The organism is Rathayibacter sp. PhB179 (assembly GCF_004345345.1).
GTDB classification, from domain to species: domain Bacteria; phylum Actinomycetota; class Actinomycetes; order Actinomycetales; family Microbacteriaceae; genus Rathayibacter; species Rathayibacter festucae.
In genome coordinates this window covers 374,931-398,102 of sequence record NZ_SLVD01000004.1, presented here as the reverse complement: position 1 = coordinate 398,102, position 23,172 = coordinate 374,931, and the positions used below count along the sequence as shown (strand labels likewise).

The following is a 23,172-nucleotide window of genomic DNA, read 5'->3' as shown; positions in this document are numbered from 1 at the left end:
CCCGGGAAGCGGAGCGATACGCTCGGCCCACGGCGCTGTGAAACGATTCATACGGTGCCGCCCGGTCGGCGTCCGCCGCACGGCCGGATCGCCCCGCACAGAAGGACCCCGCCGTGACCGACCTCAGCCCCGACATCCTCCGCCAGCTCGAGCAGCAGGCGATCGAACTGCCCTCCTGGGCGTTCGGCAACTCCGGCACCCGCTTCAAGGTGTTCAGCACGCCGGGCACCCCGCGGACCATCGAGGAGAAGATCTCGGACGCGGCGAAGGTCAACGAGCTGACCGGCCTCGCGCCGAGCGTCGCGCTGCACATCCCGTGGGACAAGGTGGACGACTACGCGGCGCTGAGCGAGTTCGCCGCGTCGAAGGGCGTCGCGCTGGGCACGATCAACTCGAACACCTTCCAGGACGACGACTACAAGTTCGGCTCGCTCACGCACTCCGACCCGGTGATCCGCCAGAAGGCGATCGACCACCACCTCGCCTGCATCGACATCATGGACGCGACCGGCTCGCGCGACCTCAAGATCTGGCTCGCCGACGGCTCGAACTACCCGGGCCAGCAGGACATCCGCGGCCGCCAGGACCGCCTCGCCGACTCGCTCGCCGCGATCTACGAGCGCCTCGGCACCGAGCAGCGCCTCGTCCTGGAGTACAAGTTCTTCGAGCCCGCGTTCTACCACACCGATGTTCCGGACTGGGGCACCTCCTACGCCCACGTCGCCGCGCTCGGCGACCGCGCGCTGGTCTGCCTCGACACCGGACACCACGCGCCGGGCACCAACATCGAGTTCATCGTCGCCCAGCTGCTGCGCCTCGGGAAGCTCGGCTCGTTCGACTTCAACTCGCGCTTCTACGCCGACGACGACCTGATCGTCGGAGCGGCCGACCCGTTCCAGCTCTTCCGCATCCTCTACGAGGTGGTGCGCGGAGGCGGCTACGGCCCGGACTCGCCCGTCGCCTTCATGCTCGACCAGTGCCACAATGTCGAGGACAAGATCCCCGGCCAGATCCGCTCGGTGCTCAACGTGCAGGAGATGACGGCGCGCGCGCTGCTCGTCGACCGCGCGGCCCTCGAGGAGGCGCAGCTCGCGGGCGACGTGCTCGGCGCGAACGGGATCTTCATGGACGCCTTCTACTCCGACGTCCGCCCCGCCCTCGCGGCCTGGCGCTCGGAGCGCGGGCTGCCGGCCGACCCGATGGCGGCCTATGCGGCGTCCGGGCACGCGCAGGCCATCGCGGAGGAGCGCGTCGGCGGCACGCAGTCGAGCTGGGGCGCGTAGGTCTCGGCGGGAATCCGCGCACAACTAAGGCTGGAAGGGCCGATCCGACCGTTTCTCGACGGATTCGGGGCTTCCAGCCTTCGTTGTGCACGGCGGCGGGGTGTGACCGGCCGGCGAGCGGGGTCCTGAGCGCCGTCGGGTGCGGGGTCCCGGGGGCCGATCGGGCCGTCCGGCTGACAGAGATGAACTCCGGCTCGCGGAACGAGCTCCGGCACGCTCATTCGCGGCGTTTCGACGAGCCGAAGGTGTTTCCGCGAGCCCGACGTCGCTTCCGCATCCTCCGGCACGCGGAACGAGCCTCGGCACGCAGAATCGGCCCGTTTCCACGAGCCGAAGGTGCTTCCGCGAGCCCGAGGTCGCCGCGGCGTCTTCCGGCACGCAGAAGCAGCTCCGGCTCGCGGAATCACGGGATTCTCGCGAGCCGGAGGCGCTTCCGCGAGCCCGAGGTCGCGTCAGGGGTCAGAGCGCCGACCGGAGTCCGTCGACAAGGTCGTGCTGCGCCTCCCGGCCCGCGCGGGTCGGCACCAGCGGGTACACGTGCAGCTGGCCGACCGCCTCGTGCAGCTCGAACGGCACACCGGCCGCCGCCGCCTTCTCGGCGAGGACGTGCGCGTCGGGGTTCAGGACGTCGCGGGTGCCGGTGTAGACGCTCAGCGGTCCGAGGCCGGCGAGGTCGCCGAAGAGCGGACTGACGATCGGGTCGAGCAGATCGAGCTCGCCGCGCCACTGCTCGGCGAGCACGCGGCCGCCCTGCGTGCCGAGCCACGGATCGCTCGGCTGCACCTCCGGGATGCGCGGGTTGCTCCAGGAGAGATCGAGCGCGGGCGAGATCAGCGTGGTCAGCGGCAGGACGACGCCCTCGTCGCGGAGGGCGAGGGCCGTCGACAGAGCGATCTGGCCGCCCGCGGAGTCGCCGGCGAGCGCCGTCGCGCCGTACCGGTCGAGACTCCGGTGCACCAGCGCACGGACGCCGTCGCGCGCCTCGAGGGCGGTGCCGAACGGGACCAGCGGGTAGATCGGCAGGGTGACCGCCGCAGAGGCCTCGTCGGCGATGCGCGCCGCCAGCCACCAGTGCTGCGGCGCGATCTCGTTGACCCAGCCGCCGCCGTGGGCGTAGACGACCCCGCCGCGGATCCGCCGCGGGCGGATCGTGTAGACCGGCCAGCCGCCGACCTGCTCGACGTCGACGCGCACTCCGGGTCGCAGTCGCGGGGGCGGGCCGTAGCGGGCCGGGCGGAGGGCGTTCTCGCGGATCCGGCGGCGAGCGCCGTCCGCGCTGACGAACGTGCGGTTGGCGCGGGCCAGGCGCAGGGCGAGCGGGACGAGGGCGTCGGGGACGGCGAGGGGCATGCCCCAGCATCTCCCGCGGGGATCAGCGGAGCCTGGGCACTCCGGCGAGCGACGGATGCGGTCGCGGCTCCGCTCGGCCAGGGTGGTGCGATGGACACTGCACCGCTGCTCACCTGGACCCTCGCGCAGGAGATCCCGGTCCCCGCCGACGTCGACTCCCTCCTGGTGGAAGGGGAGAAGGCGGTCGCGTCGTTCCGCACGCTCCGCGACTCCGCCACCTTCACCACGAAGCGGCTCATCGTGCGCGACGCCCAGGGGCTGACCGGCAAGAAGGTCGAGATCTACTCGCTGCCGTACAGCTCGATCAACATGTGGTCGAGCGAGAACGCGGGCACGTTCGACCTCAACTCCGAGGTCGAGCTGTGGACGCGGGCCGGGCACATCAAGGTGAAGCTCGGGCGCGGAGCCGACATCCGGCGGCTGGACTCGCTGCTCGCCTGGGCGGTCCTGCACCAGCACTGACGCGGCGGCGCGTCCGCGAGCCCGGCGTGGCCGGCGTCGTCTCCGGCACGCGGGACGACCGTCGGCACGCGGAAACCAGAAGATTCGGCGAGCCGGAGGTGACTTCGCGAGCCGGAGATCGGACCCATCACGTCCGGCACGTGGAACGGGCCTCGGCTCGCGGAAACCAGCAGATCCCGCGAGCCGGAGCTGACTCAGCGAGCCGGAGATCGGACCCGTCGCCCTCCGGCACGGGAAACGAGCCTCGGCTCGCGGAGATCAGCGGATCCAGCGGGCCGGATGTGATTGCGCGAGCCGGAAGTGGGGCGGGCCTCCAGAATCGGTGGGCGGTGCCGTGGCTCAGTCGCCGCCCCCGCCGCCGCCGCCGTCGGAGCCTCCGCTGTCCGGCGAGCCGCCGTCCGGGGAGCCGCCGTCGTCGGCACGGCCGTCGCGGGTGTCCGATCCGCTCGAGGTGCCGTCGCCCGTCGCGGCGGTCGAGCCGCCGTCCCGTGAGGCCGGGCGCGCTCCCGGTGCACCCGCGCGCATCCGCAGGACGGTCGCGATGACCGATCCGACCACCGCGATGGCGACGACGAGGGCGACGAGTGCCGCGATCTGCTGGTTCTCCACGTCCGGCTCCTGACTGCGTGAGTGAATCCTCAGCGTCACCGTAGCGAGCGGGGCTGGACGAGGGCGACGGGACGGAGGCCGCGCAGAACATCAGCCAGGAGTGGTTCTCGTCGCCGATGGGCGATGACGGACGCTCTCGGCTGATGTTCTGCCGAGCGGACGGGAGAAATCGCCTCGGGGAAGTGGGGGAACCCCATGCTGATCGAGTAGCCCGCGCAGCGGGCGTATCGAGATCCACCAGCGCCAGAAGACGAGTCTGCAGACCTGTCCTGCTGAGGACGGCGGGTCTCGATACGCCCCTGCGGGGCTGCTCGACCAGCATGCAGGGGCGCCTGCGGGGCTGCTCGGCCAGCATGCGGAGGCCGCTCCGGGGCTGCTCGACCAGCATGCGGAGGCCGCTGCGGGGCTGCTCGACCAGCACGGTGGGCCACGACGGCCGCGAGCGCCGGGCGCTACGGTGACCCCATGCCGAGACAGCCGACGATCCGCGACGTCGCGGTCAGCGCGGGCGTCTCGTACCAGACGGTGTCGCGCGTGCTCAACGACAGCCCGCAGGTCCGGCCGCGCACCCGCGACAAGGTGCTCGCGGCCATCGACGACCTCGGCTTCCGGCGCAGCGCCGCAGCCCGGGCTCTCGCGGCCGGCCGCTCCGGGCTGATCGGCATCCTCGCCGCCGAGAGCCACAGCTTCTACGGCACCGCCACGGCGATGGCCGCGATCGAGCAGGCCGCGCGCGACGCCGGCTACCGGGTGCCGGTGGTCAACGCGGCGCCCGACGCGGAGTCGCTGGCCGCCGCGCTCGAGCACCTCCAGCGCGAGGCGGTCGAGGCGATCGTCGTGCTCGCGCCGCAGGAGCGCGCGCTCGAGGCGATCGAGAGCCTCGCGATCGGAGTGCCGTTCGTCACCCTCGGCGCGGCGGGGCGCGGGGCCGACCCGCGGCTCCTCGTCGACCAGGCCGCGGGTGCGCGGCTCGCCGCCGAGCACCTCCTCGCGCTCGGCCACACCCGGATCGCCCACCTCGCCGGCCCGCAGCACTGGGTGGAGGCGCACGCCCGCCTCGACGGGTTCACCGCGCGGATGGCGGAGGCGGGGCTGGAGCCGGCCGCGGTGATCGGCGGCGACTGGACGGCGGAGTCCGGATACCGGGCGGGGCTGCGGCTGCTCGACGAGGTCGCCGACCTCACCGCGGTGGTCGCCGGGAACGACCAGATGGCGCTCGGGCTGCTGCACGCCTGCGCGGACCGCGGCGTGCGCGCGCCCGAGGACCTGAGTGTCGTCGGCTTCGACGACGTGCCCGAGGCCGCGCACTACCGGCCGCCGCTGACGACGATCCGGCAGGACTTCGCCGAGGTCGGCCGCCGCACGATCGGCGTGGTGCTGGCGGAGCTGCGCGGCGAGCCGGCCGCCGTCGACCGGCCGGTGCCGCCGGTGCTGGTGGAGCGGGACTCGACACGGGCGGTCTGAGGCGGGGGTCCGGCGGATGGCGGGTCTCGATACGCGCCCTGCGGGCGCTACTCGACCAACATGAAGCTCGCGCCCTGCGGGCGCTACTCGACCAGCATGGAGATCGCGCGCCACATGCTGGTCGAGCAGCCGCGCAGCGGCGCAGCGAGACCCGCCGACCGCGCCCCGCGCTTGCCGACGGCGCGCGCCTTCGCCTACGCTGGCCCGTGGCTTTGTGAACGGTCACATGGCCCTCAGCGAGGAGTGCAATGGACCAGCGACGGCCCCCCGCCGAGGCGATCACGAGCGGCGCGACCGCCCTCGGGATCGAGCTCGGCTCCACCCGCATCAAGGCCTGCCTCGTGGACGCGGCCGACCCGTCCGTGGTCCTCGCCGTCGGCAGCCACGAGTGGGAGAACCGGCTCGTCGACCGCCGCTGGACGTACTCGCTCGACGCCGTGCACGAGGGGCTCCAGGCCGCCTACGCCGACCTCGTCGCCGACGCCGAGAAGCGCCACGGCGCGCGCCTCACCACGGTCGGGGCGCTCGGCGTCTCCGCGATGATGCACGGCTACCTCGCCTTCGACGCGGAGGGTGAGCTCCTCGTCCCGTTCCGCACCTGGCGCAACACCAGCACCGGCCCCGCGTCGGCCGAGCTGACCGAGCTGTTCGGCGCGAACATCCCGCTGCGCTGGTCGCTCGCGCACCTGCACCAGGCGGTCCTCGACTCCGAGCCGCACGTCGAGAGGATCGACTTCCTCACCACCCTCGCGGGCTACGTGCACTGGCGCCTCACCGGCGAGAAGGTCCTCGGCGTCGGCGACGCCTCCGGCATGGTCCCCACCGACCCGGCGACCCGGGACTACGACGAGACCGTCCTCGAGCGCTACGACGCCCGCGTCGCCGGCACCCTGCCGCCGCTGCGCGAGCTGCTGCCCGCCGTCCTCCCCGCGGGCGCCGCGGCCGGCGAGCTCACCGCCGAGGGCGCGCTCCTGCTCGACCCGACCGGCGCGCTCCAGGCCGGCGCCCCGTTCTGCCCGCCCGAGGGCGACGCCGGCACCGGCATGGTCGCCACCAACTCCGTCGCCCCGCGCACCGGCAACGTCAGCGCCGGCACGAGCATCTTCGCGATGGTCGTCCTGGAGCGCCCGCTCGAGAGCGTGCACCACGAGCTCGACCTGGTCGCCACTCCGGCCGGCGACCTCGTCGCGATGGTGCACTGCAACAACGGCGCGAGCGAGCTCGCCACCTGGGTCGGCCTGTTCTCGCGGTTCGCCGCGGCCTCGGGCGGACCCTCCGACAGCGACGCCGTCTACGGCACCCTCTTCGCGGAGGCGCTGGCCGGCGAGGCCGACGCGGGCGGGCTCCTCGCCTACAACCACCTCGCGGGCGAGCCGATCGCCGGGCTCGTCGAGGGCCGCCCGCTCGTCGTGCGCACCCCCGACTCCCGCCTCACGCTGGCCAACTTCATGCGCGCGCAGCTCTACGGCGTGTTCGGCACGCTCGCGCTCGGCATGCGCGTGCTGGCCGGCGAGGGCGTCGTGATCGACGAGATGTTCGCCCACGGCGGCATGTTCCGCACGGCCGGAGTCGCCCAGCGCTTCCTCGCCGGAGCGCTCGACGCCCCCGTCTCGGTCGCCGCGACCGCCTCCGAGGGCGGCCCCTGGGGCATGGCGGTGCTCGCCGCCTTCCGCCTGCAGGAGGGGACGACCCTCGACTCCTACCTGACCGAGCAGGTCTTCGGCGACGCCGGCTTCGAGACGGTGGCGCCCGACCGCGCCGACGTCGCCGGCTTCACCGCCTACCTCGAGCGCTACCGCGCCGGCCTCGCCGTCGAGCAGACGGCCGTCGACACCCTCACCACGCAAGGAGACACCGCATGACCGACAGCACCACCGCTGCGCCCGCCGGGTTCGGCCCCGAGGTCGAGGCGGCGATCGCCCGCGTCCGCGAGGACGTCGCCCGCCTGCACGCCGAGCTCGTCCGCTACGGCCTCGTCATCTGGACCGGCGGCAACATCTCCGGCCGCGTGCCCGGCGCCGACCTCTTCGTGATCAAGCCGAGCGGCGTCTCCTACGACGACCTCGCGCCCGAGAACATGATCCTCTGCGACCTCGACGGCACCGTCGTGCCGGGCAGCCTCGGCTCCGAGCGCAGCCCCTCCAGCGACACCGCCGCGCACGCCTACGTCTACCGCGAGATGCCCGAGGTCGGCGGCCAGGTGCACACGCACTCCACCTACGCCACCGCCTGGGCGGCCCGCGCCGAGGCGATCCCCTGCGTCATCACCGCGATGGCGGACGAGTTCGGCGGCGAGATCCCGCTCGGCCCGTTCGCGATCATCGGCGACGACTCGATCGGCCGCGGCGTCGTCTCGACGCTCACCGGGCACCGCTCGCGCGCCGTCCTGATGCAGAACCACGGCGTCTTCACCATCGGCAAGGACGCGAAGGACGCCGTCAAGGCCGCGGTGATGACCGAGGACGTCGCCCGCACCGTGCACATCGCGCGCCAGGGCGGCGAGCTCGTCCCCATCCCGCAGGAGTCGATCGACGCCCTGTTCGACCGCTACCAGAACGTCTACGGACAGAACCCCACCGGAGCACTCGCATGACCCGCAGCATCATCCCCGACCTCGCGACCCGCACCGTCTGGTTCCTCACCGGCAGCCAGGACCTCTACGGCGAGGACACCCTCCGCCAGGTCGCCGAGCAGTCGCAGGCCGTCGTCGCGCAGCTGAACGAGTCCAGCGACATCCCCGTCACCGTCGAGTGGAAGCCGGTGCTGAAGAGCTCCGACGCGATCCGCCGCACGATGATCGAGGCGAACTCCGACGACTCCGTCGTGGGCGTCATCACCTGGATGCACACCTTCAGCCCCTCGAAGATGTGGATCCACGGCTTCGACGCGCTCGCCAAGCCGCTGCTGCACTTCCACACCCAGGCGAACGTCGCCCTGCCGTGGCAGGACATCGACTTCGACTTCATGAACCTCAACCAGGCCGCGCACGGCGACCGCGAGCACGGCTACATCCTCAGCCGGATGAGCGTGCCGCGGAAGACGGTCGTCGGCCACGCGAGCGACTCCCGGGTCACCGAGTCGATCGGCATCTGGTCGCGCGCCGCGGCCGGCTGGTCGGCCTCGCAGAGCATGAAGGTCGCCCGCTTCGGCGACAACATGCGCAACGTCGCCGTCACCGAGGGTGACAAGACCGAGGCCGAGATCCGCCTCGGCGTCAGCGTCAACACCTGGGGGGTGAACGAGCTCGTCGAGCGCGTGGACGCGGCGACGGACGCCGACATCGACGCGCTGGTCGCGGAGTACGTCGAGAGCTACGACGTGGTGCCCGAGCTGCTCCCCGGCGGCGAGCGCCACGAGTCGCTCCGCTACGGCGCGGCGGTCGAGATCGGCCTGCGCTCGTTCCTGGAGGAGGGCGGCTTCGAGGCGTTCACCGACAGCTTCGAGGACCTCGGCGGGCTGCGTCAGCTCCCGGGTCTCGCCGTGCAGCGCCTGATGGCCGACGGCTACGGCTTCGGCGGCGAGGGCGACTGGAAGACCGCCGTCCTCATCCGCATCGCCGCGGTGATGGGCGCCGGCCTGCCCGGCGGCACCAGCCTGATGGAGGACTACACCTACGACATGACGCCCGGCGAGGAGCTCATCCTCGGCGCGCACATGCTCGAGGTGTCGCCGTCGCTGTCGTCGAAGCGCGCGTCGCTCGAGATCCACCCGCTGGGCATCGGCGGCCGCGAGGACCCGGTGCGCCTGGTCTTCACCGCCGACGCCGGCGACGCGGTCGTCGTCGCGCTGAGCGACGTGCGCGAGCGCTTCCGCCTGGTCGCGAACAAGGTGACCACCGTCGAGCCGCCGCAGACGCTGCCGCACCTCCCGGTCGGCCGCGCCGTCTGGCAGCCCGCCCCCGACTTCGGCACCAGCGCCGCGGCCTGGATCACGGCCGGCGCCGCGCACCACACCGTCATGACGACGCAGATCGGCCTGGAGGCGTGGGAGGACTTCGCCCGCATCGCCGGCGTCGAGCTCCTCGTCATCGACGAGTCGACCACCCTCCGCGGCTTCGAGGCCGACATCCGCTCGAACGCGGCGTACTACCGCCTCGCGCAGGGGCTGTAGGGACACTGCACGACCGACGGCCGGCTCCCCACGGGGGCCGGCCGTTCGTGCATTCCCGGGGTCGCCTGATCAGCGGAGGACGCCCTGCATGCTGGTCGAGTAGCCCCGCAGGGGCGTATCGAGACTCGGCGTCGCTTGCACGGTGGGACTGCAACACCGATGTCTCGGTGACGGTGGATCTCGATACGCCCGCTGCGCGGGCTACTCGATCAGCATGAAGAGCCTGCGGCGCTGCACAACATCAGCTGAGAAGGGGTGGCCTCCGCTGACGGGCGAGGGACCCTGCTCTCAGCTGATGTTGTGCGGACCGCATGCTGGTCGAGTAGCCGCGCAGGGGCGTATCGAGACCCGACGTCGTCAGAACGACGGGGCTGCAGGCCGAGGTCTCGGCGACGGTGGATCTCGATACGCCCGCTGCGCGGGCTACTCGATCAGCATGAAGGGCCGCTCGATGAGCATCGAGCCTGCGGCGCTGCACAACATCAGCTGAGAAGGGGTGGCCTCCGCTGTCAGGCGATGCCCCCTGCCCTCAGCTGATGTTGTGCGGACCGCATGCTGGTCGAGTAGCCGCGGAGCGGCGTATCGAGACCCGACGTCGTCAGAACGCGGGACTGCAGGCCGAGGTCTCGGTGACGGTGGATCTCGATACGCCCGCTGCGCGGGCTACTCGATCAGCATGAGAGGAGGGGCGCGGCGCCAGCCGCTCGATCGCGCCGGCCGCTCGATCACCGGCGCCGCGCCGCTCAGCGGGAGGTGGAGAAGGCCGCGTCGAAGGCGTCGGCCGGGGGCGTGATGGCGTTGAGCTTGCGGACGAAGGCGAGGGCCTCGGGGGCGCCGTCGAGGCGGTCCATGCCGGCGTCCTCCCACTCGACGCTGGTCGGGCCGGTGTAGCCGATCGCGTTCAGGGCGCGGAAGACGGGCTCCCACGGGACGGCGCCGTGGCCGGTCGAGACGAAGGTCCAGCCGCGGCGCGGGTTGGCCCAGGGCAGGTGCGAGCCGAGGACGCCGTTGCGGCCGTCGAGGTTGGCGATCGACTCCTTCACGTGCACGTGGAAGATGTGCTCGGCGAAGTCGAGGATGAACGCGACGCTGTCGAGCTGCTGCCAGACGAAGTGCGACGGGTCGAAGTTGAAGCCGAAGGACGTCCGGTGGCCGATCGCCTCGAGGGTGCGCTTCGCGGTCCAGTAGTCGTAGGCGATCTCGCTCGGGTGCACCTCCAGGCCGTAGCGGACGCCGACCTCCTCGAAGACGTCGAGGATCGGATTGAAGCGGTCGGCGAAGTCCTGGTAGCCGGCGGCGATCCACTCGTCGGACGCGGGCGGGAACATCGCCACGCCCTTCCAGATCGACGAGCCGGAGAAGCCGTTGACCTGCTTCACGCCGAGCGCGGCGGCGAAGCGGGCGGTGTCCTTGAGGTCCTGCGCGGCCCGCCGGCGGACGCCCTCGGGGTCGCCGTCGCCCCAGACGCGGTCGCTGAGGATGTCGCGGTGGCGCGCGTCGATCGGGTCGTCGCAGACGGCCTGGCCGGTGAGGTGGTTCGAGATCGCGAAGACCTGGAGGCCGTTCTTCTCGAGGATGTCCTTGCGGCTCTGCACGTACTCCGCGTCGTCCCAGCGGGCGACGTCGATGTGGTCGCCCCAGCAGGCGATCTCGAGGCCGTCGTAGCCCCACTCGCCGGCGAGACGGGCCACCTCCTCGAACGGGAGGTCTGCCCACTGGCCGGTGAAGAGGGTGATCGGTCGCGTCATCGCGGAGTCCTTACTCTCGACTCCCGTGCGCCGTCGCACCGGGAGAGGTAATTTGAAGTTCCAGGCAACATATCAGGCGCTCCCTCGAGCCCGAAAGGAACCGATCATCTCCTCGATCGACAGCGCATCGTCGCGCACCGACCTCCTCGTCACCGCCACCGCCGCTCCCACCTGGGAGGAGGGGCTGATCGTCGGCAGCGGCCGCGTCGGCGCCGTCGTCCACGGGCCGGCCGACGCGCTCACCGTGTCCCTGGCGCACGAGCGGTACTTCCTGCCCGTCAATGCGCGACCCGCCGCGCCCGATCTCGCCGGAGTGCGGGACGAGCTGCGCAGCGCCCTGCTGGCCGGCGACGCCGATGCGGCGAGCGAGGCCCTGACCCGCGGGGCGCGCTCCAGCGGCTACGACGGCGGCCTGATCTGGACCGATCCGCTCGGGATCTGCGCGACCGTCTCGATCCGCACGGCCGGCGGCGTCGCGTCGAGCCGCCGGCTGATCGATCCGCGGCTGGGCGAGGTCGCGGTCGAGTGGACCGACCTCGACGGCGGGCGGCACGCGGTGCGGCTGATCGCCCCGCACGGCGGCGAGAGCGTCCGGCTGTGCGTGGAGTCCGACCGGGACGGCGAGAGCGTCGTCGAGCTCGGGCTGGGCGCGGGCGACGCGACCTCGTTCGACACCGGGGTCCCGGACGCGTCGGCGGTCGTCGAGGCGAGCGTCGAGGGCGGGGCGACGGGGCGGCTCGTCGCCCTGGCCGGGACCGGCAGCGCGGAGACCGGGGGCGAGCGCGTCCGCGCGGTCGTGACCGCCGCCACCGGGACGCCGTGGCAGGTGGAGGGAGACGTCACGCGCTCCGTCGCGCCGGTCGCGGCCGGTGCGCCCCGGCTCCTCCGCCTCGACCTCTCGCTCTCGGACGGGGAGCCGGTGGCGGACGACCTGTCGTGGACCGACCTGCGCACGGCGCAGCGCGACGGCCACGGCCGCCTCGTCGGCGCCTCCGCTCTCGACCTGGCCGGCGCCTCCTCCGCCGTGCTCACCGAGGACCTCTGGGACGAGGCCCGCGCCGGCGACGAGGGCGCGCGCCGCCGCGTCGTCGAGCTCGCGTACCTCAGCGGCCGGGCGAACATCGTCGCCTCGACCGGTGAGCTGCCGCCGACGCTGCAGGGCGTCTGGCAGGGCACCTGGCGGCCGGCCTGGTCCGCGGACTACACGCTCAACGGCAACGTGCAGAACGGGGCGATGGCCGGGATGATCCCGACCGGCACGCCCGAGCTCGCGCTGTCGATCCTGGAGCTGGTGCTGCCGCACCTCGACGACTACCGCGAGAACGCGCGCCTCGTCTACGGAGCGGAGGGGATGCTGCTGCCGTCGCGGATGTCGACGCACGGCCGCGCGGACCACTTCGCGGCGAGCTACCCGCACCTGTTCTGGACCGGCTGCGGCGGCTGGGTGCTGCGCCTCGCCGCCGACGCCGTGGCCGCGACGGGCGACCGCGGGATCGTGGACGACCGGCTGTGGGAGCTGGCCGAGGGCGTGCTCCGCTTCGCCGAGACCGGCACGATCGTGGTCGACGGGGTCCGGCGGATCGTGCCGTCCTACTCCCCCGAGAACACGCCCGGCGGGGCGCGCTCGCCGCTGGCCGTCGACGCGACGATCGACGTTGCGGTGCTGCGCGACGCCGCCCGGGCGACCGCGCTGCTCGGGCGGGCCCGCGGCGACGACTCGCTCGACGAGCGCTGGGCGCGCGTGGTCGCCGAGCTGCCGGAGTACCGCGTGGCGGAGGACGGCACGCTCGCGGAGTGGATCGATCCGCGGTTCCCGGAGGAGATCGCGCACCGGCACGCCTCGCAGCTGTACCCGCTCTGGTACGGGGGCGATGCGGCGTTCGTGGGGGACGGTGCGGCGGCCGTGCGGCTGCGGGCGGCCGCGGCGGCGACGGTGGCCGCGAAGATCGCGTGGCGGGCCGAGGCGCCGACCGCTCCCCCGGGGCGGATGGAGATGGCGTTCGGGCTGGTGCAGGTCGGCACGGCGGCCGCGGCGCTGGGAGATGCGGAGTCGGCGCTGACCTGTGCCGAGTGGCTGGCGGTCGAGCACTGGTCGCCGACGCTGACGACCCGGCACGACGCGGGGCGCATCTTCAACCTCGACGCGAGCGGCGGGCTGCCGGGACTGGTCGCGGCGATGCTGCTCGGGTCGGACGACGAGTCGCTGACGGTGCTCCCGGCGCTGCCGTCGGTGTGGGCGCGCGGTGCGGTGACGGGGCTGCGGGCGCGCGGCGGGCTGGTCGTGGACCGGCTGGAGTGGGAGCCGGGACGCGCGTCGCTGACGGTGCGGCAGGTGCCGGGCGCGGAGTGGCTGGCGCCGGCGGGCGGGACGCGGCTGCGGACGCTCCGCGGCGCGGTGCTGCGGGTCGACGGGCGCGAGGTGTCGGGCGGGCTGCCGATCGGCGCGGAGGCGGTGCGCGTGGACGTGGAGTGGCGCGACTGAGGCTGCTCTCGGCGACTTCCGGCTCGCGGAACGCGTCTGGGCACGAGTGGCCGACCCCGCACCCCAGTCGGCCGATCCTCGCGCCTCATCCGCGCGAGAGGCACAGCTGGGCGCTTATCCGATAGTCGAGACCATGTCAGTTCAACCGCACGGACTCCCGCTCGACGGGGTCCAAGGTGTGGGTCGCAGTTGCGGGCGGCGGTGCTCGCGTTCACTGCCGCGCTGGTTCGACGTCTGCCGAAGCGCCGGGGCCGGCCCAGGACGTCGCACCCCGGCCGGTCGGCTGACCGTCCGGTCGCCGCCACCTTCTTCGTGTCGTGGCAGGAGTCGACGCCAGGACGCGCTCGCGAAGGCCACCGCGCCCCCCGCCCTCACCTGAGCGGGCGGGACTTCCAGGTCGCCTTACCTCAAACGTTTGAGTCGTATACATTGCCTCCGACCCCATCTCGACGAGGAGAACAATGACGACCCACACAAGTTCGACGGAGACGATCGCCTCCGTCCGTTCCTTCACCTGGAAGGACAAGGTCGGCTACCTCTTCGGCGACCTCGGGAACGACTTCATCTTCATCCTGGCCTCCAGCTACCTGCTGATCTTCTACACGAACGTGCTCGGCCTGAATCCGGCCCACGTCGGCACGCTCTTCCTCGTGATGCGTCTGGTCGATGCGTTCACCGATGTCGGCTGGGGCCGCTTTCTTGATCGCCACACACCGTCGCGGGCCGGCCGGTTCCGTCCCTGGATTCTGCGCGCGGCCATCCCGCTGGCGGTCGTGAGCGCGTTGCTCTACTCCCCCTTCGCCGCCGACTGGGACTACCCAGCGAAGATGATCTGGGCGGCCGTGACCTATGTCCTGTGGGGCACTGTCTTCTACACGATGGTCAACATCTCGTACGGATCGCTGGCCTCGGTGATGAGCCAGGACCCCGGCCAGCGCGCCTCCCTCTCCGTGTTCCGCGGAGTCGGCGCGAACCTCGCCGGCATCTTCGTCGCCCTCGTACCGCCGCTGTTCCTCTACGCGACGGTCGATGGGGTCTCGCAGGTCCTGCCCTCCGCGTTCTTCACGATCGGCATCGTCTTCTCGGCGCTGGCCCTCGTCTTCTACGTACTCTGCTACTCCCTCGTCCGCGAGCGGGTCCGCTCGATCCCGAACGTCGACAAGCCGAGCTTCGGCAGACTCCTGGCCTCGCTGGCCGGAAACCGGGCGCTGCTCTCGCTCATGTCAGCGAACCTGGTTCTCATCCTGTCATCGCTTCTCACCGGATCCGTCGGCGCTTATCTCTGGCTCATCTACTTCAACAACGGCGCTCTCTCAGGGGTGGCTGGGCTCGCCAACGCCCTGCCAGCGTTGATCGCGGCGCCCTTCATCTCCCGACTGGGCCGTCGCTTCGGCAAGAAGGAACTTCTCGTCGTCCTGCTGTTCGGGAGCTCCACCCTCTATTTCGTGCTGTTCTTCGTGGGGGTGACCTCGCCGTGGGTGTTCATCGCCATCAGCGTGATCGCCGGATTCGGGATCGGCTCCTTCAACCTCCTCGTCTGGGCGATCATCAGCGACGTGATCGACTTCCAGGAGGTGCGCACCGGGCAACGCGACGACGGCACGGTCTACGCCGTGAACACCTGGGCGCGCAAGGTCGGACTCGGGCTCGCGGGCGGGCTCGGCGGATACGCACTCGCCTTCATCGGCTTCCAGGCGGGTGCAGCTGTGCAGTCGCCCGGCACGATCCAGGGCATCTACACGGTCGCCACCCTGGTGCCCGGAGTGCTCTACGCCGTCGTCGCGCTGATCCTGCTGTTCTGGTACCCCCTGGGTCGACGCGCGGTCGAGGGCAACAGCGAAGAGCTCGAGAGCCGCCGCGTGGCCGTGGTGTCCTAGTCGCATGAGTCGCATCACCCTCAAGGACATCGCCACACGAGCCGGAGTCTCGGTGTCGACAGTCTCCTATGCGCTGAACGACCAGAGCACGGTGGTGCTGGCATCGGAGACGAAGACGCGGATCCGGATGCTGGCACGCACGCTCGGCTACGTGCCGAACGGGCTGGCGCGCTCACTCCAGGCCCGCTCGAGCCGGACGATCGGTGTGCTCCTGAACAAGCCACTGACCACTCCGCGCTACGCGGAGATCGCTCAGGGGCTGAGTGAAGGTCTGGCGGCAAGGGGTTTCCATCTCGCGCTCCTGGACGGCGATTCGGCCGACAACTGCGTGGAGGACGCCCGCGGCGGACGCCTCGAGGGTCTGGTGTTCATCGGCCACGACGACCACGAGGTTCCGGCCGACCTCGCCCGTGCGGTCGTCGAGCATCGCGTCCCGTTCACGGCGCTCGACTGCGGCTCCACCGCCGACACGGCCTGGGCCACCATCGACTTCGACTACGCCGCTGGTGTGGAGGAGTTGATCAGCCACCTCCGAGAGGAGGGCGTGACGCGGATCGTGCACGTGCTGCCGCAGGTGACTTCACGTGCCGACCGCGTGCGCACCACCGCCATGGCCGCCGCCACCTCCTCCCACGGCCTGTCGTGCCTCCCCGTCTCGACGGGAATGACCGACGATCTGCTCACCCGGCTCGAGTCCGATCCGTCAGCCGGCTCCGACTACTCCGTGGACATCACCCGACGACTCGACGAGGCCGCCGCCGCCATCCTCGCCCACGACACCGACACCACGGCGCTCGTGTGCTCCTGGGGGGCGGACGTCGAGGCGGTCTACCGCTGGGCGGCCATGACTGACGCCGGCCTGCGCGTGGCCGCTCTCGCCGGCGGCCAGCTCGACCCCCGCCTCTGGACGCGGCTCACCTACAGCCGACTGCCCCTGCGACGAGCCGGCGAGATCGCGGCCGGACTCATCATCGACGCCCGCGATCCCGGAACTCGGGCGTCCCGCATCACCCTCGCTCCCACGCTCGATACCGGCGGACGATCGCCGCGAGCACACGACACGGAAGGCCCCCGATGACCAACGTCGTCTTCATCATGTCCGACGACCACGCCGCGCATGCCATCTCGGCGTACGGCAGCCGCGTGAACAGCACGCCGAATCTCGACCGCATCGCCCACGAGGGCATGCGGATGGACGCCGTCTACTGCACCAACTCGATCTGCAGCCCCTCCCGGGCCTCGATCCTCACCGGCACCTACAGCCACCTCAACGGCGTCTCGTCGATCTGGACCGAGATGGACTACCGCGTGCCCACCTTCATCGACGTCCTGCACGACGCCGGCTACCGCACCGCGATGTTCGGCAAGTGGCACCTCGGCGAGCACGGCGTCTCGCAGCCCCGGGGCTTCGACACCTGGAAGGTGTTCCCCGGACAGGGCGACTACGTCGACCCGGAGATGATCGACGAGAACGGCACCGCGGTCGTCCCGGGCTATGCGACGGACATCGTGACCGACCTCTCGATCGACTGGCTCGACAGCCTCGACGAGGGCGAGCCGTTCTGCATGATGGTGCACCACAAGGCCCCGCACCGCCCCTGGGTCCCCGATGAGAAGCACGCCCACCTCTACGCCGACGGCTCGATCCCCGAGCCCGAGACCTTCCTCGACGACAGCGCGTCGCGCAGCAAGGCCGTCCGCGGTGTCCACATGACCATCGCCGACGACATGGGCGGTGACGATCTCAAGGTCGAGATGCCCGAGGAGCTGCGCGGCCCGGAGAACCGCGAGGCGCGGATGCGCTGGAAGTACCAGATCTTCATGCGCGACTACCTGCAGTGCATCCAGTCCATCGACGACAACGTGGGACGGCTCCTGGACCACCTGGAGGAGAAGGGCCTCGCCGAGGACACCCTGATCGTCTACACCTCCGATCAGGGCTTCTTCCTCGGCGACCACGGCTGGTTCGACAAGCGCCTGATGTACGACCAGTCCCTGCAGATGCCGATGCTGATGAAGTGGCCGGCCGCGATCGAGCCGGGCACCCGGTCGGAGGCGATCATCACGAACGTCGACTTCGCCGCCACCTTCCTCGACGTCTGCGGCATCGCCGCGGACGAGGCGCTGCCCACGTCCCAGGGCCGGAGCTTCCTCCCGCTGCTGCGCGGCGAGCAGGTCGCGGACTGGCCCGACGCCGTCTACTACCGCTACTGGGAGCACGACGACCCGATCCACGCCGCTCCCGCCCACTACGGGATCCGCACGGACTCCTACAAGCTCATCTACTACTACGGCGCCGGCCTCGGCGTCCCCGGCGCCTCCGACGCGGTCTTCGAGCCCGAGTGGGAGCTCTACGACCTCACCGCCGATCCCGAGGAGATGCGCAACGTCGCCGACGAGCCGGCCTACGCCGAGATCAAGGCCGGCCTCGAGGTGAAGCTCGCGGAGTACCAGCGGCACTACGACGACGAGCCCTACGCGGGCCCGGAGACGCCGCGCCCCGAGTGGGGACCGTACGACCACGAGCTCTTCGGGCGCCTACAGGAGTACATCACTTCGATCCGCTCGGCGCAGTAGGAGCCGCCGACCGCACCCGAGATCCACCTGCGCGCGAAAGGGCCGACGATGACCGCCTCCTCCTCCACGCCCCTCACGGCGACGGTCGCCGTAGGCTCGACGCATGACTGAGTGCGGCCCTTCGTGCACCTGCGGCCCGCCCTCTCGCGGGACGGCGACCCGCATCGGACCCCGCCCGCTGCCGCTCGGCCCCGCGGTCCGCGGTGAGCACCGGGTGCCTCAGGCGTGGATCTCCCGGGGCGACTACCTCCGGGGCGATTCGTCCGGAGACGAGAACCGCGGCGACGGCGAGACTCCCCGGCACCGGGTCTCGCTCGCCGCGTTCTCGATCGACGCGACGACGGTCACCAACGCCGACTTCGCCCGCTTCATCGAGGCGACCGGGTACCGGACGGAGGCCGAGACGTTCGGGTTCTCGGCCGTGTTCCATCTGGCCGTGCGGGCACCTCGGTCCGCTGTCATGGGCCCCGCGTCCGGCACGCCCTGGTGGTACGGGGTGCGCGGCGCGGACTGGGCCCACCCGGGCGGACCGGACTCGGGCATCGAGGACGTCCTCGACCACCCGGTCGTGCACGTGAGCTGGAACGACGCCCAGGCGTACTGCGGCTGGGCCGGCCGGCGGCTGCCCACGGAGGCGGAGTGGGAGTACGCGGCCCGCGGCGGGATCGAGGGCGCGAAGTACCCGTGGGGCGACGACGAGGTCGACGCCGGCGGCTGGCGCGCGAACATCTGGCAGGGCCGCTTCCCCACCCAGAACACGGTCGAGGACGGCTGGCTGACCACCGCGCCGGCCGCCGCGTTCACCCCCAACGGGTACGGGCTGCACCAGAGCGTCGGGAACGTGTGGGAGTGGTGCGCGGACTGGTACGACCCCCGCGCCTACACGCCCGAGCCCGTCACCGACCCCCGCGGACCGGCGGCCGGGCAGGCGCGCGTGCTGCGCGGCGGCTCGTACCTCTGCCACCTCTCCTACTGCAACCGCTACCGCAACTCCGCCCGCTCCTCCAACACCCCCGACTCCTCCATGGGCAACGCCGGCTTCCGCACCGTCGGCCTGCGCGACGGAGAGCTGTCGTGAGACGGTTCCCGGCGAACGTCTACCGGCACGGCGACGAGCCCGACGCCCGCTTCAGCCTCGCCAACGAGCGCACCTTCCTCGCCTGGATCCGCACCGCGCTGGCCCTGCTCGCCGGAGGCGTCGCCCTCGAGGCGCTCGGGCTGGGCCTGCACCCCGGCTTCCGGCTCGCGGCATCGATCCTGCTGATCACCGCCGGGATCCTCACGCCCCTGCAGGCCTGGATCGGCTGGACGCGCACCGAGCGCGCCCTGCGACTGAACACCCCCCTGCCCTCGGCCGCCCTCGCCCTGCCCCTGGGCCTGATCGTCGTCGTCACCGGGATCCTGGTGCTCCTCGCGATCGTCCTCGCGTGAGCGAGACCGACCGCTCCGCGCGCCCCTTCGACGCCGGGCTGCAGCCCGAGCGCACCGCACTCGCCTGGCGCCGCACCGCGCTCGCGCTCACCGCCGGAGCCCTCGTCGGCATCCGCATCCTGCCCACGATCCTCGGACCCTGGGCCCTCCTGCCCGCCGGCGGCGGACTGCTCCTCGCGCTCCTGATCCTCGTCCAGTCGCACCATCGCTACCGGACCCACCACCGCGTTCTCACCACCAGCAGCACCGACCGCGTCCCCCTCCCCGACGGCCGGCTCCCCGCACTGGTCGCCGCAGCCGCACTCCTCGCGGGAACGGCCGCACTGCTCGTCGTCGTCGCCGGAGCGTCGCGCGGGAGCGGCTAGCTCGAACTGCGGGAGACCAGGACAGGCCCGCCGGGGTCGACGGCCCGGACCGCGTCGGCGATGCGGACCTCGGACGAGCCGCAGCGGGAGGGAATCCGCCGCGGTCTCGACCCGCTGCACGAGCGCTACCGGCGCTTCGCACTCCACGCGCTCGAGGTCACCGACCCGGAGGGGGCGCGGGCGGAGGACGTCGACCTCGTCTTCGGGCTCGTGGAGAGCATCGTGTCCCAGCGCTACTGGGGTGAGCAGGAGGACCGCGAGGCTTACGGCCGGTCGATCGCACGCGGGTGCCTGCGACTCGTCGGAGTCGGCGAGCCGGACATCGAGACGGCCGCGATCAGCGCCGCGGACGTCCTCGCACGGTATAGCGCTGGCGGCCGACGCCACGTGCAGTGATCGCGCCGAAGACGGCGGCACACAGTGCGGCCGCTCCGCCGCGCACGGGCGCCTGGTCGGCGCCTTCCCTCCGACGCCACGGGTCTCGTCGAACTCGTCCTGGTGCGGGCAGGCAGTCGGCCGAGCACCCGGGCATCGTCGGAACCGTCGTGGACGTCCTCGCTGACGAACCCCCAGTGCGCCTCTCAGACCAGTGCGCCTCTCAGAGGAGAGGTCAGGAGGTCGGTTCCGGCAGCAGGCCTGCCTGCTGCTGGAAGGTGAGGTCGTCCTCGAGGTGCCAGTCCTCGACGATCCGTCCGCTCGCGCCGATGTGCTGGATGTCGATCGCGCCGAACTCGATCGGCCGGCCCTCGCCCTGGACTCCGCCGGAGACGCCGGTGAAGTGGCCCGTGAAGGTCAGGCGTGCGGTGAAGGTGTCACCCGTGACGTAGAGGTCGTCGAGCGAGCACGCGAGGTCGGGGACGGCCGCGCGGAACTGCTCCGAGGCGGCGATCGGCCCCTCGGGCCCCTGGGGTCGCCCCTCGGGGAGGGTGCGGTCGAGGAAGGAGTCGTCGACGGCGAGCTCGAGCCAGGACGCGTCGCCCGTGTTCCAGAAGGCGTAGAGCTGCTGCGCGCGGAGGACGACGGGCCGGCTCTCGTCGACGCTCGAGCCGCCCAGATGCACCGTGCCGGGCTGCACGAGGCCGTCGTCGCGGCTCACCGCCGCCGCCGGGTCCTCTGTCGGGACCGTGCCGGCGCATCCGGCGGTGGCGAGGAGTCCGGCGAGACCGACGGCGAGCAGGGGTGCGCGACGCTTCACGAGAGCCGCCCGCCGCCGTCGACGTGCAGCGTCGTCCCGGTCACGAACGTGTTGTCCATGGCGAAGCGGACGGCGGAGACGATGTCGCCGACCGAGCCGATCCGGCGAGCGGGGTTCCCGGCCGCAGTCTCGGCGAACATCGCTGACTTCTCCTGCTCGCCCAGCGCGTCCCAGGCGCCGGAGTCGATGATCCCCGGCGAGATCGCGACGGCGCGGACCGGAGCGAGCTCGACCGCGAGCGCCTCGACGAGGAAGGACACCGCTCCGTTGGTCGTCGCCATCACCGCGAGCCCCGCCGACGGCTTCCACGCCGCGACGCCGGAGAAGAAGAGGAAGCCGCCACCCGGCCGGATCGAGGAGGCGAGGTGCTTGGCGAGCAGGATCGGCCCGATGACCTTCGCGTCGAACGCCGTCAGGACGGCGTCGCGCTCCAGCTCGCGGACCGGGCCGTTCGCGTGCGCCGCCGCGAACGACACGACGAAGTCGAGCGGCCCGAGGTGCGCGGCCGCGGCGATGCTCGCCTCGTCGGCGAGGTCGATCCGAAGGGACCGGAACCGGTCTCCGAACTCCGTCGCGTCATCACCGAGGGCCTCCGGGTGACGCCCGCCGACGATCACCTCATCGCCCTTCGCGAGCAGCTCGCGCACGAGGGCGCGGGCGATGCCCGATCCCCCGCCAACGACGAGCACGCGGTTCTTCTTCTCGTTCATGGTGGCCTTCCTGTCGGGGAGCCGGTGCGGCTCCTTCCTTCGAGACAACCAGGCGAAGGACGCGCTCAGTCCATAAACGACCGTCGCTCATCGGAGGTCAGGCATAGAGTTCGTCTATGCCCAGTCTTCGAGCTCTCGAGGTGATGGTGGTGCTGGCGCGGGTCGGATCGATCGGCGCGACCGCTCGCGAGCTGCACCTCTCGCAGCCCGCGGTCTCCCACCAGGTCGCGTCCCTCGAGCGCGAAGTCGGAGTGCCCCTCGTGGACCGGAACCCTGCCGGCGCGACCCTCACCCGGTACGGCCGAGCGCTCGTCGATCACGCCCGCCTCGCCGTCAACGCCGCCGAGCACGCCGTGGCGGCCGCGCGGACGGCGGACGCGGAGCAGCCGATCCGGCTGGCCGTCGCCGAGAGCTTCACGCTGCCGTTCCTCGTCCCTGTGGTCACCCGGTGGAACGCCGACGGACGCACGCCGCTGCAACTCGTCGAGACGACCAGCGCCTCCGCCTCGATCGAGGACCTGCGCGCCGGCCTCCTCGACCTCGTCGTCGTCCCCGGGCCGGCGACGCTCGACGGACTGCTCGTGGAGCGCCTGGGGATCGAGGAGATCGTCGTCGTCGGCCGGACCGCCGGAGAGGACTCGCCGGGTCGGATCCCGATCGCGGCGCTCGGCGACGAGGCGGGCGTGATCGGGGTGGACGCGTCGAACGGCTACAGCGCCTGGTTGGCGGAACGCCTCGCCGGCGCGGGAGTGGTCGTCTCCTACCGCCTGCAGACCCGCTCCGTGCAGCAGGCCGCCGCCCTGGCGTCCGCCGGTTTCGGGATCGCCCCCGTCCCGCGGAGTGCCCTCTCGGCCGGAACGGTCGCCGTCGGACTGCGACCGCCGCTCGAGCGCACCGTCCTGGCCATCACTCGAGCCTCACCCGATGAGTCCGTGACGGCCCTCGTCGAAGCCCTGCGAAACAGAGTCTCCTCCGCGACCCGCGTGTAGCGCCGCGTCGCCGGTCGAACGGTCGATACTCCGAGTTCCAGGAGCAGGAGGCCCCGGCTCGAACGATGCGCACTTCGCTTCTCCCTCATCGATGAACGCCCGCACCATCCGGCACTCACAAGCGCTCTCCACGCGGCGATGCTGCTCGGGTCGGACGACGAGACGCTGACGGTGCTGCCGGCGCTGCCCTCGGTGTGGGCGCGCGGTGCGGTGACGGGGCTGCGGGCGCGCGGCGGGCTGGTCGTGGATCGACTGGAGTGGTCGCCGGGGCGCGCGTCGCTGACGGTGCGGCGGGTGCCGGGCGCGGAGTGGCTGGTGCCGGCGGACGGGACGCGGCTGCGGACGCCCCGCGACGCGGTGCCGCGGGTCGACGGGCGCGAGGTGTCGGGCGGGCTGGCGATCGGCACGGAGCCGGTGCGCGTGGACGTGGAGTGGCGCGACTGAGGCCGCTGGGGTGACCTCCGGCTCGCGGAACGCGCCTCGGCACACCGAAACAGACGGAACCAGCGAGCCGGACGCG

Annotated in this window: 21 protein-coding genes; 16 read left to right on the top strand and 5 right to left on the bottom strand. The window is 72.0% G+C overall.

Going from position 1 to position 23,172, the window contains the following annotated elements:
* The first annotated feature begins 113 nt into the window (after positions 1-113).
* Entirely contained in the window at positions 114-1,283 is a 1,170-nt protein-coding gene (gene rhaI / locus EDF43_RS11285) for an L-rhamnose isomerase (RefSeq protein ID WP_132436912.1), read from the top strand.
* A 459-nt stretch (positions 1,284-1,742) separates the two neighbouring features.
* Here the strand turns inward: rhaI and EDF43_RS11280 are convergent, their stop codons facing one another.
* Positions 1,743-2,633 (bottom strand): alpha/beta hydrolase fold domain-containing protein, encoded by an 891-nt coding sequence (locus EDF43_RS11280; protein ID WP_132436910.1) that lies wholly within the window; start codon positions 2,631-2,633, stop codon positions 1,743-1,745.
* 90 nt (positions 2,634-2,723) lie between these two features.
* Here EDF43_RS11280 and EDF43_RS11275 point away from each other — a divergent pair, with 90 nt between their 5' ends.
* Positions 2,724-3,095: a PH domain-containing protein gene (locus EDF43_RS11275; protein WP_123446854.1), complete on the top strand. Its 372-nt coding sequence runs from the start codon at positions 2,724-2,726 to the stop codon at positions 3,093-3,095.
* Between the two features lie 339 nt (positions 3,096-3,434).
* On the opposite strand, the gene EDF43_RS11270 is transcribed toward EDF43_RS11275, so the two are convergent.
* Positions 3,435-3,704: a hypothetical protein gene (locus tag EDF43_RS11270; RefSeq protein ID WP_123736320.1), complete on the bottom strand. Its 270-nt coding sequence runs from the start codon at positions 3,702-3,704 to the stop codon at positions 3,435-3,437.
* A 465-nt stretch (positions 3,705-4,169) separates the two neighbouring features.
* Here EDF43_RS11270 and EDF43_RS11265 point away from each other — a divergent pair, with 465 nt between their 5' ends.
* The 4 genes from EDF43_RS11265 (at position 4,170) to araA (ending at position 9,278) form a co-directional block, all read left to right on the top strand.
* Entirely contained in the window at positions 4,170-5,168 is a 999-nt protein-coding gene (locus EDF43_RS11265; protein WP_132436908.1) for a substrate-binding domain-containing protein, read from the top strand.
* Between the two features lie 248 nt (positions 5,169-5,416).
* Positions 5,417-7,030, top strand: coding sequence for an FGGY-family carbohydrate kinase (locus tag EDF43_RS11260; protein ID WP_132436906.1), 1,614 nt, complete (start codon positions 5,417-5,419; stop codon positions 7,028-7,030).
* On the top strand, positions 7,027-7,761 hold the full coding sequence (locus tag EDF43_RS11255) for an L-ribulose-5-phosphate 4-epimerase (RefSeq protein ID WP_123446858.1): 735 nt from the start codon (positions 7,027-7,029) through the stop codon (positions 7,759-7,761). The genes EDF43_RS11260 and EDF43_RS11255 overlap by 4 nt, the downstream gene beginning before the upstream one ends.
* Positions 7,758-9,278 carry an L-arabinose isomerase gene (araA, locus tag EDF43_RS11250; RefSeq protein WP_132436904.1) on the top strand — a complete coding sequence of 507 codons (1,521 nt, stop codon included), beginning with the start codon at positions 7,758-7,760 and terminating at the stop codon, positions 9,276-9,278. The genes EDF43_RS11255 and araA overlap by 4 nt, the downstream gene beginning before the upstream one ends.
* 743 nt (positions 9,279-10,021) lie before the next feature.
* On the opposite strand, the gene EDF43_RS11245 is transcribed toward araA, so the two are convergent.
* Positions 10,022-11,026: a sugar phosphate isomerase/epimerase family protein gene (locus tag EDF43_RS11245; protein ID WP_123736555.1), complete on the bottom strand. Its 1,005-nt coding sequence runs from the start codon at positions 11,024-11,026 to the stop codon at positions 10,022-10,024.
* A gap of 52 nt (positions 11,027-11,078) precedes the next feature.
* On the opposite strand from EDF43_RS11245, the gene EDF43_RS11240 reads away from it, so the two are divergent.
* From EDF43_RS11240 to EDF43_RS11205, 8 genes are all read left to right on the top strand, one after another.
* Positions 11,079-13,508 carry a glycoside hydrolase family 95-like protein gene (locus tag EDF43_RS11240; protein WP_165909082.1) on the top strand — a complete coding sequence of 810 codons (2,430 nt, stop codon included), beginning with the start codon at positions 11,079-11,081 and terminating at the stop codon, positions 13,506-13,508.
* Positions 13,509-13,969: 461 nt separating this feature from the next.
* Positions 13,970-15,385, top strand: coding sequence for a glycoside-pentoside-hexuronide (GPH):cation symporter (locus EDF43_RS11235; protein ID WP_123736325.1), 1,416 nt, complete (start codon positions 13,970-13,972; stop codon positions 15,383-15,385).
* Positions 15,386-15,389: 4 nt separating this feature from the next.
* A complete protein-coding gene (locus tag EDF43_RS11230) occupies positions 15,390-16,463 on the top strand; it encodes a LacI family DNA-binding transcriptional regulator (RefSeq protein WP_132436900.1) in 1,074 nt (357 codons plus the stop codon).
* Complete coding sequence (locus EDF43_RS11225) at positions 16,460-17,962, top strand: sulfatase (RefSeq protein ID WP_132436898.1); 1,503 nt, start codon at positions 16,460-16,462, stop codon at positions 17,960-17,962. Before EDF43_RS11230 ends, EDF43_RS11225 begins: the two co-directional genes overlap by 4 nt.
* Positions 17,963-18,065: 103 nt before the next feature.
* Complete coding sequence (locus tag EDF43_RS11220) at positions 18,066-19,040, top strand: formylglycine-generating enzyme family protein (protein ID WP_207901701.1); 975 nt, start codon at positions 18,066-18,068, stop codon at positions 19,038-19,040.
* Complete coding sequence (locus EDF43_RS11215) at positions 19,037-19,393, top strand: DUF202 domain-containing protein (RefSeq protein ID WP_123736328.1); 357 nt, start codon at positions 19,037-19,039, stop codon at positions 19,391-19,393. Before EDF43_RS11220 ends, EDF43_RS11215 begins: the two co-directional genes overlap by 4 nt.
* Complete coding sequence (locus EDF43_RS11210) at positions 19,390-19,758, top strand: DUF202 domain-containing protein (protein ID WP_132436896.1); 369 nt, start codon at positions 19,390-19,392, stop codon at positions 19,756-19,758. Before EDF43_RS11215 ends, EDF43_RS11210 begins: the two co-directional genes overlap by 4 nt.
* A 60-nt stretch (positions 19,759-19,818) precedes the next feature.
* Complete coding sequence (locus EDF43_RS11205) at positions 19,819-20,154, top strand: hypothetical protein (RefSeq protein ID WP_132436894.1); 336 nt, start codon at positions 19,819-19,821, stop codon at positions 20,152-20,154.
* A 214-nt stretch (positions 20,155-20,368) separates the two neighbouring features.
* Here the strand turns inward: EDF43_RS11205 and EDF43_RS11200 are convergent, their stop codons facing one another.
* Positions 20,369-20,953 carry an ester cyclase gene (locus EDF43_RS11200; protein ID WP_132436892.1) on the bottom strand — a complete coding sequence of 195 codons (585 nt, stop codon included), beginning with the start codon at positions 20,951-20,953 and terminating at the stop codon, positions 20,369-20,371.
* Positions 20,950-21,663 carry an SDR family oxidoreductase gene (locus tag EDF43_RS11195; protein WP_132436890.1) on the bottom strand — a complete coding sequence of 238 codons (714 nt, stop codon included), beginning with the start codon at positions 21,661-21,663 and terminating at the stop codon, positions 20,950-20,952. The genes EDF43_RS11200 and EDF43_RS11195 overlap by 4 nt, the downstream gene beginning before the upstream one ends.
* A gap of 116 nt (positions 21,664-21,779) precedes the next feature.
* Between EDF43_RS11195 and EDF43_RS11190 the strand changes: the two genes are divergently transcribed.
* Positions 21,780-22,652, top strand: coding sequence for a LysR family transcriptional regulator (locus EDF43_RS11190; RefSeq protein WP_132436888.1), 873 nt, complete (start codon positions 21,780-21,782; stop codon positions 22,650-22,652).
* Positions 22,653-22,790: 138 nt separating this feature from the next.
* Positions 22,791-23,096, top strand: coding sequence for a glycoside hydrolase family 95-like protein (locus tag EDF43_RS11185; protein ID WP_132436886.1), 306 nt, complete (start codon positions 22,791-22,793; stop codon positions 23,094-23,096).
* Positions 23,097-23,172 lie beyond the last annotated feature (76 nt).

Coding starts and splice junctions, on each gene's coding strand:
- araA (WP_132436904.1), top strand. CDS start 7,758: ATGACCCGCAGCATCATCCCCGACCTCGCGACCCGCACCGTCTGGTTC.
- EDF43_RS11225 (WP_132436898.1), top strand. CDS start 16,460: ATGACCAACGTCGTCTTCATCATGTCCGACGACCACGCCGCGCATGCC.
- EDF43_RS11205 (WP_132436894.1), top strand. CDS start 19,819: ATGCGGACCTCGGACGAGCCGCAGCGGGAGGGAATCCGCCGCGGTCTC.
- EDF43_RS11260 (WP_132436906.1), top strand. CDS start 5,417: ATGGACCAGCGACGGCCCCCCGCCGAGGCGATCACGAGCGGCGCGACC.
- EDF43_RS11245 (WP_123736555.1), bottom strand. CDS start 11,026: ATGACGCGACCGATCACCCTCTTCACCGGCCAGTGGGCAGACCTCCCG.
- EDF43_RS11230 (WP_132436900.1), top strand. CDS start 15,390: ATGAGTCGCATCACCCTCAAGGACATCGCCACACGAGCCGGAGTCTCG.
- EDF43_RS11185 (WP_132436886.1), top strand. CDS start 22,791: ATGCTGCTCGGGTCGGACGACGAGACGCTGACGGTGCTGCCGGCGCTG.
- EDF43_RS11275 (WP_123446854.1), top strand. CDS start 2,724: ATGGACACTGCACCGCTGCTCACCTGGACCCTCGCGCAGGAGATCCCG.
- EDF43_RS11265 (WP_132436908.1), top strand. CDS start 4,170: ATGCCGAGACAGCCGACGATCCGCGACGTCGCGGTCAGCGCGGGCGTC.
- EDF43_RS11255 (WP_123446858.1), top strand. CDS start 7,027: ATGACCGACAGCACCACCGCTGCGCCCGCCGGGTTCGGCCCCGAGGTC.
- EDF43_RS11280 (WP_132436910.1), bottom strand. CDS start 2,633: ATGCCCCTCGCCGTCCCCGACGCCCTCGTCCCGCTCGCCCTGCGCCTG.
- EDF43_RS11220 (WP_207901701.1), top strand. CDS start 18,066: ATGACTGAGTGCGGCCCTTCGTGCACCTGCGGCCCGCCCTCTCGCGGG.
- EDF43_RS11235 (WP_123736325.1), top strand. CDS start 13,970: ATGACGACCCACACAAGTTCGACGGAGACGATCGCCTCCGTCCGTTCC.
- EDF43_RS11190 (WP_132436888.1), top strand. CDS start 21,780: ATGCCCAGTCTTCGAGCTCTCGAGGTGATGGTGGTGCTGGCGCGGGTC.
- EDF43_RS11195 (WP_132436890.1), bottom strand. CDS start 21,663: ATGAACGAGAAGAAGAACCGCGTGCTCGTCGTTGGCGGGGGATCGGGC.